A 13,843-nucleotide genomic window follows, 5' to 3' on the forward strand; every position below is an offset into this window, starting at 1 on the left:
TACGTATTCGCAGGAATAGTATGGTGGCTTTTTTTATAAAATATGATCCGCTAATTCTTCAGAGGGAATTTACATCCGGCTCGGTGTAGGCAGTCCCAGGACCTCCAACGCTTCGCCAAGCGTGTTCTTGAATAAGGAAGTGAGCCATACACGGAACTGGAGCACTTCATCCGCCGATTTCAGAATCGGGCATGCCGAATAAAAATTGTTAAACAAGGAGCACAGCTCATAAGTAAAGTTACAGATGGCGCTTGGAGATAGTTCCCGTCCGGCGGCGTATAGGGTATCATGCCAGGTGCTGATATGGCGAAGCAGCGCATGCTCCGCTTTTTCCATCGCAGGGAACCGGGCAGGCACCGACGGCGTAACACCGGCTTCTTGAGCTTTATTGAGCACGCTGAGTGCACGCGCATAGGAGTAGAGCAGGTATACCCCCGTATTTCCTGATATTTCAGTCGCCTGTTTCAGATCGAACACCACCTCGGTTTGCAGTGCAAAGCGAAGCAGATAGTAACGGATGGAGGCGGCTGCGATCGTATGACTGGACAAACCGTTTTTATCGGAACGGGTGTCTTCGATGAACTTGGCTACTTGGTGGATAAGCTCGGTGATTTTAATTCCGATTCCCTGACGCCCGGACATCGCATAGGACGCTTTCCCATCGGAAGTATCGATTCCGAGATCCGCAGCCGCAGAAGGGCTTAACGAAACGACGCCGTAGCTGACATGACGGAGCTTGTCGGCCTCTTTTTGGAATCCTAGGCTTTCCAGCGCCTGCTTTACCATTGCCTGCGGGTACTGCTGTCTGTAGTCAATGACGTTGATGACTATGTCTGCTTTGCCAAAAGTGAGCTGCTCGCCATGGGTGCTCGTCGTCCAAACCTCGTCTGTGAATTTTTTATATACAAAATCGTTGGAGAGCACACCGTATTTCCACAAATGATAGGCGATGTCTTTGGCAGTGTAGGTCAGTATGCCATTCGAGCGTACCAGCACTTTATCCATGCTGTGGTCTGACTCGGGATCGTCCCCGGCTTCCGCTCCTGTTTGCTTGAGCACCCAACAGCCAGCAAGTTTACCCTCGGTTTCCTGATGGAAGAGGGGCGTGTTCTTCAACAGCTCGAACGCCGACGCCCAGAATCCCTCTCTGACAATGCTGCTCTCCCACACAAGCAGATCATAGTCAATGCCGAACTGCTTCATTTCTTCAAGATGCTCTTTAACGATTCGCTCAGCCACGAGCAGTCCGATCCAGGATAGATTCTGGTTGCCCTCTTCCAGTGCGTGCAGAACCTCGGTCCGATGCTGAACCAGCCCAGGTTCTCTTTCATAGGCCTTATTGGTGCTTGAATAGACGTCCCAGCAGTAATCGCCGAACCGGGCATGTTCCTTGGACAGCGGCGTGTGGAGCATCCCGACCACCGTATCTGCCAGTTGATTGCCAAGGTCGTCGATATAATTATGAACCTCCACCTCGTAACCAAGCTTCCTCATCAGCCTGACCAACGTATCCCCGATACAGGAGTTTCTTAGATGGCCGATATGGGCGGATTTGTTCGGATTGATGGAAGTATGCTCAATGACAATCTTCTCGTTTGTTGCCGGAGGCAATTCAAAGCGATGCCCAGCCCAATATTCCCAATCGATACGCAGATTCATAAAACCTGGGGCAACAATCTCCGTAGCATAGACAAGCTGATTGTAGGACGTATCCTGCTCAAGCTCGGCTTGAATCAGCTCGGCAATGTGCAGCGGAGGCTTACGAAGCAGCTTTGCTAGCTGCATCGCAATGTTGGTGGCGTAATCCCCATGCTCCATGCTGGCAGGCTGCTCAACCCGGACTGGAGTGGAATCCGGCAGTTTGGCGCCCGAAGCTTCACACACCTGGTTTACTGCTTGTTGAAGGCTCGAAGTAATCAAATGACTTAACACGTTAAATCCCCCTTTCAAAATAAAAAAACACGTCGGAAAAATCAAAAAAAGCCCTCATCTCCTAAAGAGACGAGGACTTGTGCTCGCGGTACCACTCTTGTTGTTAAACCGATAGGGTTTAACCACCTTTATACGATAACGGTGTAAGCCGGGGCTCCCTACAGCATTTCACTTCGGAAGGCCATCTCCTGGGTCCGCTTCACGGCCGACTTTGTACCGGTTTCCACCCTCCCGGCTCGCTTGGACTAAAGTCAAGTGCAGTTACTCTCCCAATCAACGAAAATAATATCTTCAAGTTTTTTTCATATTATAACCATTCTATTTAGAAAAGCAACCCCCAAATGACTAAACCTTCTCTGCAAAGATTCGCAGGCGCCTGTAATCTGCGTAAAATGCATCCTCATGCCAGAGCGTCGTTTGGGCAGCTTGGCTGATGCGGGCAATTGCTTTGTCCTTCTCGCCGGCCGAGAATCCAGCGAAGAAGTGATCGCCAAAATGTTGCAGCCAATGCTTCATACCGTCCTTGCCCTCAGGCAGCTTTGTGGGACGGTCGAAGTGATGGGCGACATGCACCCGGAACCCTTGGGATTCAAGCAGGCTGGCATACTGGCCAAGACTAGGAAAATACCACGGATTCCTGGTGTCGGCATCGATTCCATAATGATCGGCGAACACCGTTTTCAAGGCTTGATAGATTCCGTCGATATTCCCCTTGCCTCCAAATTCCGCGACGAATCGGCCGCCGGGTTTGAGGGCTCCATGGACGGAGCGTACCACGCCTGCAGCATCCTTCATCCAGTGCAGGGCAGCATTGGAGAAGACGGCATCATACGGCGTTTCGGTTTCGAAGTTCTCTCCGTCTCCGGTCAGAAACGAAAGCCCGGGGTATTTGCTTTTTGCGCGTTCAATCATTTCTGCCGAATAATCCATGCCGGTTACGTATGCACCCGAAACGGATATTTCATAAGCCAAATCACCGGTCCCGCAGCCCAGGTCGAGAATCCGTTCTCCGGGTTGAGGCGCAAGAAGCTCTACGACTCCTTTTCCATAAGCCGAGACAAACGATAACTGCCGATCATAATCGTAAGCTTTCCATACTTGCTCTGACATAACAACACCCCTTCACCCATGAATTATCCTCATTGTGACATGTTTATCTTATAATTAGAAATATATAGATGTGATAATATTGATAGGTTTTATCAATAAACGAACAGACAAAAAGCCGCTGAGCAGCGGTTTTATGTAGAACCTTATTTGACGGCAACCAGAAGAGCGCCAACGGCAATGAGTGCAACGCCAGCTGCGTTAATCCAGGATATCTTTTCTCCAAGAAACACAAAGGCAAGAATGACCGCGATGACAACGCTCAACTTATCGATCGGACCTACCTGCGATACTTTGCCGTATTTTAGCGCGAGAAAATAAAACAGCCAGGACAATGCCCCCGCGATGCCGCTGAGCACAATGAAGCTTAATGCTTTCTTCTGAACCAGAATGTCACCGAGTTCCGAGAATTTGCCCTGAACCCCCACGACCCCCAGCAGAAATAGTGCCATGATGACAGAGCGAATGGCCGTTGCGAGTTGGCATCGATGTTTTGCAGGCCGATTTTTCCGAAAATGGCGACAAGTGCCGCCGTGACCGCAGACAGCAATGCGTATACAAGCCATAATGGCAATGCTGATCTCTCCTTCCTGACAAAGATAAAGTCTCTGATTAATGTACCGGATTCCTTTATAATAGTATAGAGCAATTTTTACGATATCATGAATTCTCAAGGGATAAACGATTTGGAAGGGACTGGATGAAAAATGACGCATTATATAGCGCCTTACGCAGAAGAGTTTCATGATCGGCTGGTGGAATTATGGCTTCATGCCGTATCCCAAACGCACGATTTCCTGACGGAGGAAGATATCGGGTTTTACTATGATATGATGCAAAACGGAGCGCTGAGATCCATGGAGATCTGGGTCTGCTTGAATACGGAACAGGAACCGATTGGATTTATGGGGCTGGATGGCTCCAAAATTGAAATGCTGTTTGTGGATCCCCGCCATCACGGTCAAGGTACGGGAACGACACTGATAAGGCACGCCGAACAGCTGAAGGGGCGGAGGCTGCAAGTCGATGTGAATGAACAGAACTCCAAGGCCCATGCCTTTTATAAAAAATACGGATTTGTGCAAATCGGCCGCTCCGAGCTGGACGGCTCCGGGAAGCCGTTTCCGCTTATTCACATGCAGCTGCCTTATCCAATCCGATGAAAAAGGGAGGTGCAGCTAAACTGGAGGAATCAAAGTTTTTTCCGAGTAACTTGTCGTTTCGATATCCTTGGCGCTCCTATCAGAAGAGGATATTGGACGGGCTTGAGCATCATCTGAAGAATCGCCATTTGCATCTGGTGGCGCCCCCGGGTTCGGGAAAAACCGTTCTGGGACTGGAAGTCATGCTGCGAATAAATCGGCCCACCATTATATTAGCTCCCACGCTCACCATTAAGCAGCAATGGGCAAGCCGCCTCGTGGAACTGTTCCTTGATGAGCAGGACCAGCCCGAATGGATCTCTACTTCGCTCAAACGACCGTCCTTGGTAACGATTACGACCTATCAAGCCCTTCACAGTCTGCTAAGTGCGGCAGGCCAGCAGACGTCTGCGAGGAAGAAAAACACGGCGGAGATGGAGCATGTGGTTCAAGCCGGAGATGAGAACCGCGAGTTTTCAGATACGGGCATGGAAGGCTCTGAGGCGGAGCGGGTAGGGAGTGACAGTGACCGCGAGGATGATATCACGGACGGTACCGAGGCACAAGCAGCTCTGGAACTGTTGAAGGAACGGGGATATCATACCGTCATTTTTGACGAGGCGCATCATCTTCGGATGTCTTGGTGGCAAAGTGCCATGCAGCTATGCGAAATGTTGGATCAGCCAACGAAAATCGCGCTTACGGCGACGCCGCCATACGACGTCAATCCAAAGGAATGGCAGCGATATATCGACCTTTGCGGTCCCATCGACGAAGAAATCAGCGTCCCCGAGCTAGTCCGCCATGGGGAGCTTTGCCCGCATCAGGATTACATAAGCTTGACGATGCCTACTCAAGAGGAGGCAGCTAAACTAAGGGAGTTTCGGCTGCAGGCAGCGCAGGTCAGAGACGAGCTGGTGCGGGATCAGTTTCTGGCAGACCAAATCGCCAATCATCCCTGGATTGCACAATCCGAAACGTACATGGAGGAAATTTTGTCCTCGCCGGGATATTACTCCAGCATGGTGTTTTATCTGCGTGCCGCCAATCAGCCGATCTGGAAGGACGCAGTGAAGCTGCTCGGCATGAAAGAGAAGGAAACGCCCGACTTTTCTGAGGAGTGGCTGGAGGAGCTCCTTGGCGGCATCCTGTATAAAGATACACATATAAATGGCGAGCTGCCGGAGTTAAAGACTTTGCAGAAGAGGCTCAGTCGGTTGGGCATGATTGAACGTCGTAGGGTATATATGCGTTCTACACCTGCCTTTGACAAAATGCTGGTCCAAAGTGTCTCTAAATTGCATGGGATCAGCCGTATTCTTGAATTCGAGCGTTCCATTCTGGAAGATAGCTTGCGGATGGTCATCTTGACCGATTATATCCGCAAGGAGGACCTGCCGAAGGATGTAGATGACGAGAAGCCGCTGAATCGGCTCGGCGTTGTCCCTATTTTTGAGTTGATCCGAAGGCAGCTAGCTCAGAAAAGCGGTTCACAGCGCGAGCACGAGCTGCCCATAGGCATTCTGACAGGCTCCTTTGTTGTGCTGCCGGTAGCGGCTATGCCTTTGGCCACGGCTTGCGCCGAACGGCGAGGGCATCGTTTATCGGAGCGACCCCTTGAACACGACAGCCGCTATGTAACGATTGATGTTCGTGATACGAATCGCTCGGCCATTGTCGCAATCATAACGGAAGTGTTTTCCGAGGGAGAAATCCAAGTGCTGATCGGTACAGCGGCTCTTCTGGGTGAGGGTTGGGATGCTCCCGGAATCAATTCCTTGATCATGGCATCGTATGTAGGCTCGTTCATGCTATCTAATCAGATGAGGGGACGGGCGATTCGCGCCCAGCGCGGGAACCCGGATAAGACCGGAGCGATTTGGCATCTGGCATGCGTAGATACAGCCAAGATCGATGGCGGCGAAGATTTGAGCTCGCTTGGGCGAAGATTTCGTTCTCTTGTCGGTTTATCGATCTCGCACCAGACCATAGAGTCGGGCATGGAGCGCATGGGGCTTGACCTTCGGAAAGGGCAAACCGCAGGAAGCATTAACGACTATAACCGCGACACATGGGAGCGAGCGAGGCAGCGGAATCTTCTGAAGAAGCGTTGGGATTCGGCGATTGCCCTTCACAGCTCCATGACGGAAGAACTGACGGCGGATCGAGAGAGTATCCCTAGGCCTGTAGTGTTTGCTCATACGGTGAAAGCCGTCCTCATTTTTGCCGTTGGTTTGGGGCTTGGTACCTTCACCGAGGCTATGACGTCACCGCGTTTGCTTCAATCGGACGCGCCGGTCTGGTTCAACGTGCTAATCCCAGTTGCCGTTGCTTTGCTCGTATCAAGCCCTTGGATATATAAAGCCATCAAAATGCTGGTACGGCATCAGTCGCTGGAGCGGAGTATCCGGGAGGTTGCTCTTGTCGTTTATACGACTCTGTTCGATATGAAGCTGGTCGAATCCGAGCCCAGCATTCACCGGTTGAAAGCGGAGGAAGAGGGGGGAACCGTTGTGTGTTGGCTGAAAGACGGAACCACGCAGGAGAAAACACTCTTTCTGAATTCGCTGCAGCAGGTGCTGGACCCGATCGAGAACCCGCGTTACCTTCTATACCGTGAATCGCGCCGCTGGTTTGTGATCAAACGGGATTACCATACCGTGCCGGAGGAAATCGGTCGTCGAAAAGAGCATGCCGAGCAGTTTGCCCAATTGTGGCGTAAGCATATCGGTCCGGCCGAACTGGTATACACCCGTACCCCCGAAGGAAGGAAAATACTTCTGACCGCGCGAGCGAAGGCGTTGTCCTCTATTTTCGTGAAGAAATCGGATCGAGTTAGTGCTTGGCGGTAGTACACCGACTGTTTGCAGAAGATGTAGAGCAAGTGGTGAGGGCTGCGTTGCCTTAACGGACTCAGGAGCCGTTAATTGAGGAAAAAACGCTCTTACAGATATGGTAGCGGACCTGAAGGCCGTTATTTACGAAAAAAAAGGGTGATTTGCCTGTAAATTAGCTAAATAACGGCTTTGGTGTCCGTTAAATTCTAAATTGGACCGTTTTTTCTGAAATAACGATCCTATGGTCCGGTAGAGTTTGTGGTGGGATGTTGGGGCACTGCTATGGAGTCATATGCCCGACTGTACCCCAGAAGGGATACGGCCTTACAGGCCGACTGCGAAGTAATGCTACCGAAGCATAGGCTCCGACGAACCCCTACCAGGGATTCTCATCCCCGTGGACGCAAAGGCACCGCCCTTAAAAGGCGGTGCCTTTTTTACGTCCCAGTCGGATTACGGCCTTCCAGGCCGACTGCGAAGTAGTCCTAACGAAGCGTAGGCTCCGACGCCCCCCTACCAGGGATTCTCATCCCCGTGGACGCAAAAACACCGCCCCTAAGAGGCGGTGCGTTTTTTACGTCCCAGAAGGGATTCGAACCCCTGACCGACGGCTTAGAAGGCCGTTGCTCTATCCAGCTGAGCTACTGGGACATAGAATTTTTTCGAGCAAAGAATATATTATCACATACGTCGGAGAAATTCAATCATTATTTTAAGATGCAAAGATTTTTGGATTAACGAGATTATTCGAGTATCATATCGGGTTATATTGATAAAATATACGACAAAAAATGAATGGGAATCGTCGTCTTTATGTTGCCAGGTGCATGAAAGACGCAGGCCGTGCGCCCTTTTTTAAACTTGGCAGTACATATGCTATAATCAACGAATACGAAAAACAGGACTAGAAAGGAGGTGTCCTTATCAAGGACTCTTACTCCCAAGAACAAGAGGACAAGAACATCATCCTGTTTCCGAAGACGCTGGATTATTACCAGATTCAGCTTACGGTTATGCTCGAGAATGAACGTTACGGTGAAGCGATGGAGGTTCTGCGTTTTCTGCTGAAATGCGGCGGACAGAATGAACGGCATTATGAGGAGTGGAATTCGCTCCTCGACTGGCTTGAAGCTGCATTTCCGGAACAGGCTGTACCCCGTTCGGTTGATTCCGAAGCAGAGCCCGAGGAGGATGACCCGGACGAAGCGGAAATGGCGAGGCAGATGGTTAGGGACAAAGTTGCCCAGGATGCCGGATATGCCGACAAGCTGCTGGCTTCGGTCATGAACGGACCGCTGACGGAGCAGACCATTTTGGCGCTGGAACAGCTTGCTTATTTGGACCGTCCGGAGATCGACGCTATTTTGGTCGAGTGGCTGCATGATACGCCGCTTCATCCGCTCCTGCAATTTCGGGTGCTGCAAACGCTCCGGAGAAGAGGGATGGAAGGGCAAGTGAGCCTTCATCGCGGGCAGGAAGCCGTCGAGATTGAGATCGATACGGTTCCTCTGGACCCGGGAGGTTTTCCGGACGCCATTACGAAAATTTTGGAGCGTGTTGCCGATCAGACTGAGGTTCATGAGCCGACACTTTTTTATTTTGCACAGGAATTATGGTCCCAGTTCATCATGGCGATTTACGGCACCGAAGATTACCATTCCATGCTGGATGAAGAAGAATCCACGCTTGACATATGGGCAGCTGCGCTGCATGACATTGTGTCGGAGAGTTTGAAAGGGTTTCGCAATGAGGAGGAAATCCGCCCGCTCTACGGCATAACGGACACCATGCGGTTCCGTTATGAGGGAGCCTATCGATCTCTCAAGCAATTTGTTGCTGCTGGCGTGGAAGATTAGCCAGAGTTGGAAAACGTTTACGGTATCGCAGCATAAGGGTTCGCCCTTGAAAAAGAATTTAATGTTGTTTATACTATAGTGGTTATTCGGTACGTGATACATTATTGCGTCGACCACGTGAATTATTTTGGAGGGGAAAGCATAAATGAAAGCAACTTGGGAAAAAATAGAGAAGAACCTTGGCGTTCTTGACGTTGAGGTTGATGCGGAGCGCGTTGCATCCGCCCTCGACAAAGCTTTTAATAAAGTAGCTAAAAAAGCAAATGTACCTGGATTCCGTAAAGGTAAAGTACCTCGCTCAATCTTCGAAGCTCGCTTTGGTGTTGAGAGTTTGTACCAGGATGCAATCGACATCCTTCTTCCGGAAGTATACAGTGAAGCTGTAGAACAAGCGGATATCTTCCCTGTGGATCGTCCGGAAGTGGACATCGAGCAATTCGCTAAAGGCGAAACTTTCAAGTTCAAAGCAAGAGTAACTGTGAAACCAGAAGTTAAACTTGGCGAATACAAAGGTGTCGAAGTTGCAGCAGTAGCTGCTGAAGTTTCCGACGAGGAACTGAGCGAAGAGCTCGTGCGTCTGCAACAACGTCATGCTGAGCTTACTGTTATCGACGAAGGTGCTTCCCAGTCTGGCGATATCGTTGTGATTGATTTTGACGGTTCCGTTGACGGCGTTCCTTTCGAAGGTGGACAAGCTGAGCGTTATTCCCTTGAGCTTGGAAGCAATACATTCATTCCAGGCTTTGAAGACCAAGTGATCGGAATGGCTACTGGAGACTTCAAAGACGTGGAAGTGACATTCCCTGAAACTTACCATGCTGAAGAATTGGCTAACAAACAAGCGATCTTCAAAGTGAAAGTTCACGAAATCAAACGCAAACAGCTTCCTGAGCTGGATGATGAATTCGCTAAAGACGTAAGTGAATTCGACACGCTTGACGAGTACAAGGAAGATCTGAAGAAACAATTGCTGACTCGCAAAGAGCAAGAAGCACAAGGCGTTCGTGAGAACGAAGCCGTTGAAAAAGCAGCAGCTAACGCTGAAGTTGAAATTCCTGACGCTATGATTCAATCCGAAGTTCAAAACATGATGCGCGATTTCGACAACCGTCTTCGCCAGCAAGGCATGAACCTGGAAATGTTCCTTAGCTTCTCCGGGCAAACGAATGCCGATCTGGAAGGTCAAATGAAAGACGATGCTGCAAAACGCGTTCGCAACAACCTCGTGCTTGAGCAAATCGCAAAAGAAGAAAAACTCGAAGTATCTGAAGAGGAAATCAACAAAGAGCTGGAAAACATGGCTGACACGTACAAACGTCCTGCTGATGAAATCCGCAGCATCCTGGGTGCTAACGGTTCCCTTGACAGCCTTCGTGAAGAACTGCTTCTTCGCAAAACAATCGACTTCTTGCTGGAAAACAGCGTAGAAGGCGCTCCTGTTGAGAAGAAAGAAGCAACTGAAGAATAATAAATAGGCAGCTGCGAAAAGCTGCCCTCACATTAGATAAGGCACGTACATTTCATGCGTGCCTTATTTTTAACTAAGAATAGCCAATTTACTACTAATTGTGACATGAATTGGTTATTAATTTCGACATACATAATGAGACAAGTTGGCAGGATATAATTCTTGGCAAGTTCATAGAATGTAAGCAGGGTTAAAAAATGACATCGTGCTGTGAACATGTTAGAATAACTTTTGTAACGCTGTAGTATATTTTTCAAGGAAAAGAGGTTGGTCGCATGAGTCTTGTACCTATGGTTGTGGAACAAACCAGTCGAGGCGAAAGATCTTACGATATCTACTCAAGATTACTGAAGGATCGCATAATATTCCTCAGCAGTGCGATCGATGACGATGTTGCCAATCTTGTCATTGCCCAGCTTCTGTTTCTAGCTGCGGAAGATCCGGAAAAAGACATCTCTTTGTACATCAATTCCCCTGGCGGTTCGGTTACAGCCGGGATGGGTATATATGATACGATGCAGTTGATCAAGCCTGATGTGTCCACGATTTGCGTTGGTATGGCTGCCAGCATGGGATCACTGTTGCTTACTGCAGGAGCGCCTGGCAAACGCTATGCTCTCGAGAACAGTGAAGTGATGATTCATCAGCCGCTCGGAGGTATTCAAGGCCAGGCATCCGATATCCAAATCCATGCAGATTGGATCATCAAGACCAGACATAAGCTGAATCAAATCTATGTGGAGCGCACGGGTCAGCCCCTTGAAAAAATCGAACGCGATACGGACCGCGACTTTTTCATGAGCGCGGAGGAAGCGAAGGCGTACGGTATAATTGATGATGTTCTGTCTTCACCGACCAAATCTTAAGGGGTGGTAAAAGCATGTTTAAATTTAACGATGACAAAGGGCAGCTGAAGTGCTCCTTCTGCGGAAAATCGCAGGAGCAGGTCCGCAAGCTGGTTGCGGGGCCCGGTGTTTATATATGTGACGAGTGTATTGACTTGTGTTCAGAGATCGTTGAGGAAGAACTCGGCCATGAGGAAGAAGTGGATCTGAAGGATATTCCGAAACCACGTGATATTCGTGACATTCTGGATCAATATGTAATCGGTCAGGATCAAGCGAAGAAATCCCTTTCCGTTGCCGTTTATAACCACTATAAACGTATCAACACCCAGAGCAAAATTGAGGATGTTGAATTGCAAAAGAGTAATATTTTGCTGCTCGGACCTACAGGTTCCGGTAAAACATTGCTCGCGCAAACCATGGCCAAAATTCTCAACGTGCCGTTTGCTATCGCCGATGCAACTTCACTGACCGAAGCTGGTTACGTAGGTGAGGATGTTGAGAACATTCTGCTGAAGCTGATTCAAGCAGCGGATTATGATGTGGAAAAAGCGGAACGCGGCATTATCTATATTGATGAGATCGATAAAGTGGCTCGTAAATCGGAGAATCCGTCCATTACTCGTGACGTTTCCGGTGAAGGGGTTCAGCAGGCCCTGCTGAAAATTCTTGAAGGCACCGTTGCTTCCGTGCCTCCGCAAGGTGGACGCAAGCATCCGCATCAGGAATTCATCCAAATCGATACTACAAACATTCTGTTTATTTGCGGCGGAGCATTTGACGGACTGGAGCAGTACATTAAACGCCGGATCGGTAAAAAGGTCATCGGCTTTAATGCATCCGGAGAAAACCAGAAGGATCTTAAGCCAGGTGAATACCTGACGATGGTTCTGCCGGAAGATCTGCTGAAATTCGGCTTGATTCCGGAGTTCGTCGGTCGTCTGCCTGTTGTGTCTACGCTCGAACCGCTGGATGAGGCAACATTGGTACGAATTCTGTCCGAGCCGAAAAACGCACTCACGAAGCAGTACCAAAAGCTGCTTGAATTTGACAACGTAAACCTCAAATTTGAGCCAGGCGCGTTAGAAGAGATTGCCCGCGAAGCTATTAAGCGCAATACCGGTGCGCGCGGACTGCGTTCCATCATTGAAAGCATCATGCTGGACGTGATGTACGAAGTGCCGTCCAGAGATGACATTAAGGATTGCGTCATTACGGAGCAGGTTGTTCGTGATAAAGTGATTCCTGAACTGCAAGCCAAAAGTAACGAAGACGACAAGAAACAAGAAGAAAGCGCCTAATGTGCTCTAGCGCATTAGACGTGGAATAAATCTACGTTGATTCTCCACTTCCAATTATACCCAGTCGGGTTGATTGGAGTGGAGCTTTGGCGTTATATGGGAGAGATCGTACCATGTTTTTGAGACAAGACACACGGCCCGTCAAGGTGGGGAATCTTACCATTGGGGGAAAGAACGAAGTCATTATTCAAAGCATGTGCACCACCAAAACAGCAGATGTAGAGGCGACCGTTGCCGAGATACTCCGTCTGGAAGAAGCGGGATGTCAGATCGTTCGGGTAACGGTGAACAATGAGGAAGCAGCTGCGGCCATTAAGGAAATCAAGAAACGCATTCATATTCCGCTAGTGGCGGACATTCATTTCAACTACAAGCTTGCCCTGATGGCGATCGAGAACGGTATCGATAAAGTCCGGATCAATCCGGGTAACATCGGTAAGCGTGAAAAGGTCGAAGCTGTCGTGAAAGCATGCAAAGAGAAGGGGATTCCGATTCGGATCGGGGTTAACGCCGGTTCCCTGGAGAATCATCTCCTTGAAAAATACGGATACCCGACTCCGGAAGCCATGGTCGAAAGCGCTTTGTATCATATCGGAATTCTGGAAGAACTGGATTTCCATGATATCATCGTTTCGCTTAAAGCTTCTGATGTACCGATGGCGATTGCAGCTTACACTAAGGCTGCAGAAGTGATTCCGTACCCGCTTCACCTGGGCATTACCGAAGCAGGTACCCTGTTCTCGGGTACCGTCAAGAGTGCCGCCGGACTTGGCGCGCTGTTGTCTCTCGGAATCGGCAGCACGATGCGTATTTCCTTGAGTGCCGATCCTGTGGAAGAGATCAAGGTCGGCCGGGAACTGCTAAAATCCTTCGGTCTGATCTCGGATGCGGCAACCTTGGTATCTTGCCCGACGTGCGGACGGCTGGATATCGATTTGTTCTCCATTGCCAATGAGGTAGAGGAGTACATCTCGAAGATTAAAGTCCCGATCAAGGTTTCCGTTCTGGGCTGTGCCGTAAACGGTCCCGGAGAGGCCAGAGAAGCCGACATCGGTATTGCCGGCGCTCGGGGTGAAGGTTTGCTCTTCCGATACGGAGAGATGATCCGTAAGGTGCCGGAAGAGATCATGGTTGAAGAGCTCAAGAAAGAAATCGATCATATCGTGAAGGTGTACGAGGAAACCGGCGAAATCCCGGGCCGCAAGCACAAATCCACGGTCTGAGCTGGATAACTAAGTTGTAAGAATATCTCGGCTTATATAAAAACGGCAGTCTCTATGAACCCTGAGACTGCCGTTTTTCGGTTTTATAAGGATGTAGGGGTAGCGTATCAGTAGAAGCTTCTTTTTTATGAA

General features: G+C 49.5%; 9 protein-coding genes, 1 tRNA gene, 1 pseudogene and 1 other annotated feature. Of the genes and pseudogenes, 7 read left to right on the forward strand and 4 right to left on the reverse strand.

What is annotated here, in order from left to right; translation table 11 throughout:
- Window positions 1-69 precede the first annotated feature (69 nt).
- The 3 genes and pseudogenes from OHJ21_RS27655 to OHJ21_RS27665 all read right to left on the reverse strand — a co-directional run bounded on the left by OHJ21_RS27655 (window position 70) and on the right by OHJ21_RS27665 (window position 3,613).
- Entirely contained in the window at window positions 70-1,932 is a 1,863-nt protein-coding gene (locus OHJ21_RS27655; protein ID WP_100540864.1) for an arginine--tRNA ligase, read from the reverse strand.
- A 62-nt stretch (window positions 1,933-1,994) separates the two neighbouring features.
- Window positions 1,995-2,218: a binding site (T-box leader), on the reverse strand.
- 59 nt (window positions 2,219-2,277) lie between these two features.
- The gene (locus OHJ21_RS27660) at window positions 2,278-3,042 is read right to left on the reverse strand and encodes a class I SAM-dependent methyltransferase (protein WP_100540790.1); all 765 of its coding nucleotides are present in this window, start codon (window positions 3,040-3,042) and stop codon (window positions 2,278-2,280) included.
- Window positions 3,043-3,185: 143 nt separating this feature from the next.
- Window positions 3,186-3,613: pseudogene (locus OHJ21_RS27665) on the reverse strand (EamA family transporter).
- Between the two features lie 133 nt (window positions 3,614-3,746).
- On the opposite strand from OHJ21_RS27665, the gene OHJ21_RS27670 reads away from it, so the two are divergent.
- Window positions 3,747-4,202 (forward strand): acetyltransferase, encoded by a 456-nt coding sequence (locus OHJ21_RS27670; RefSeq protein ID WP_486021663.1) that lies wholly within the window; start codon window positions 3,747-3,749, stop codon window positions 4,200-4,202.
- Window positions 4,203-4,252: 50 nt separating this feature from the next.
- On the forward strand, window positions 4,253-7,033 hold the full coding sequence (locus tag OHJ21_RS27675; protein ID WP_486021665.1) for a DEAD/DEAH box helicase family protein: 2,781 nt from the start codon (window positions 4,253-4,255) through the stop codon (window positions 7,031-7,033).
- Between the two features lie 562 nt (window positions 7,034-7,595).
- On the opposite strand, the gene OHJ21_RS27680 is transcribed toward OHJ21_RS27675, so the two are convergent.
- Window positions 7,596-7,669, reverse strand: a tRNA-Arg gene (locus OHJ21_RS27680).
- Between the two features lie 362 nt (window positions 7,670-8,031).
- Between OHJ21_RS27680 and OHJ21_RS27685 the strand changes: the two genes are divergently transcribed.
- The 5 genes from OHJ21_RS27685 to ispG all read left to right on the forward strand — a co-directional run bounded on the left by OHJ21_RS27685 (window position 8,032) and on the right by ispG (window position 13,711).
- Window positions 8,032-8,874, forward strand: a complete 843-nt coding sequence (locus tag OHJ21_RS27685) for a hypothetical protein (protein ID WP_100540793.1) — start codon at window positions 8,032-8,034, stop codon at window positions 8,872-8,874.
- Between the two features lie 145 nt (window positions 8,875-9,019).
- A complete protein-coding gene (gene tig, locus OHJ21_RS27690) occupies window positions 9,020-10,342 on the forward strand; it encodes a trigger factor (protein ID WP_100540794.1) in 1,323 nt (440 codons plus the stop codon).
- A gap of 275 nt (window positions 10,343-10,617) precedes the next feature.
- Window positions 10,618-11,208, forward strand: coding sequence for an ATP-dependent Clp endopeptidase proteolytic subunit ClpP (gene clpP / locus OHJ21_RS27695; RefSeq protein ID WP_006208779.1), 591 nt, complete (start codon window positions 10,618-10,620; stop codon window positions 11,206-11,208).
- A 14-nt stretch (window positions 11,209-11,222) separates the two neighbouring features.
- Window positions 11,223-12,488, forward strand: coding sequence for an ATP-dependent protease ATP-binding subunit ClpX (clpX, locus tag OHJ21_RS27700; RefSeq protein ID WP_100540795.1), 1,266 nt, complete (start codon window positions 11,223-11,225; stop codon window positions 12,486-12,488).
- A 113-nt stretch (window positions 12,489-12,601) separates the two neighbouring features.
- Window positions 12,602-13,711 (forward strand): flavodoxin-dependent (E)-4-hydroxy-3-methylbut-2-enyl-diphosphate synthase, encoded by a 1,110-nt coding sequence (ispG, locus tag OHJ21_RS27705; RefSeq protein ID WP_100540796.1) that lies wholly within the window; start codon window positions 12,602-12,604, stop codon window positions 13,709-13,711.
- The last annotated feature ends 132 nt before the right edge of the window (window positions 13,712-13,843 follow it).

It is taken from the genome of Virgibacillus sp. LDC1 (genome assembly GCF_025792345.1).
Taxonomy (GTDB): Bacteria; Bacillota; Bacilli; order Paenibacillales; family Paenibacillaceae; genus Paenibacillus_AQ; species Paenibacillus_AQ lautus.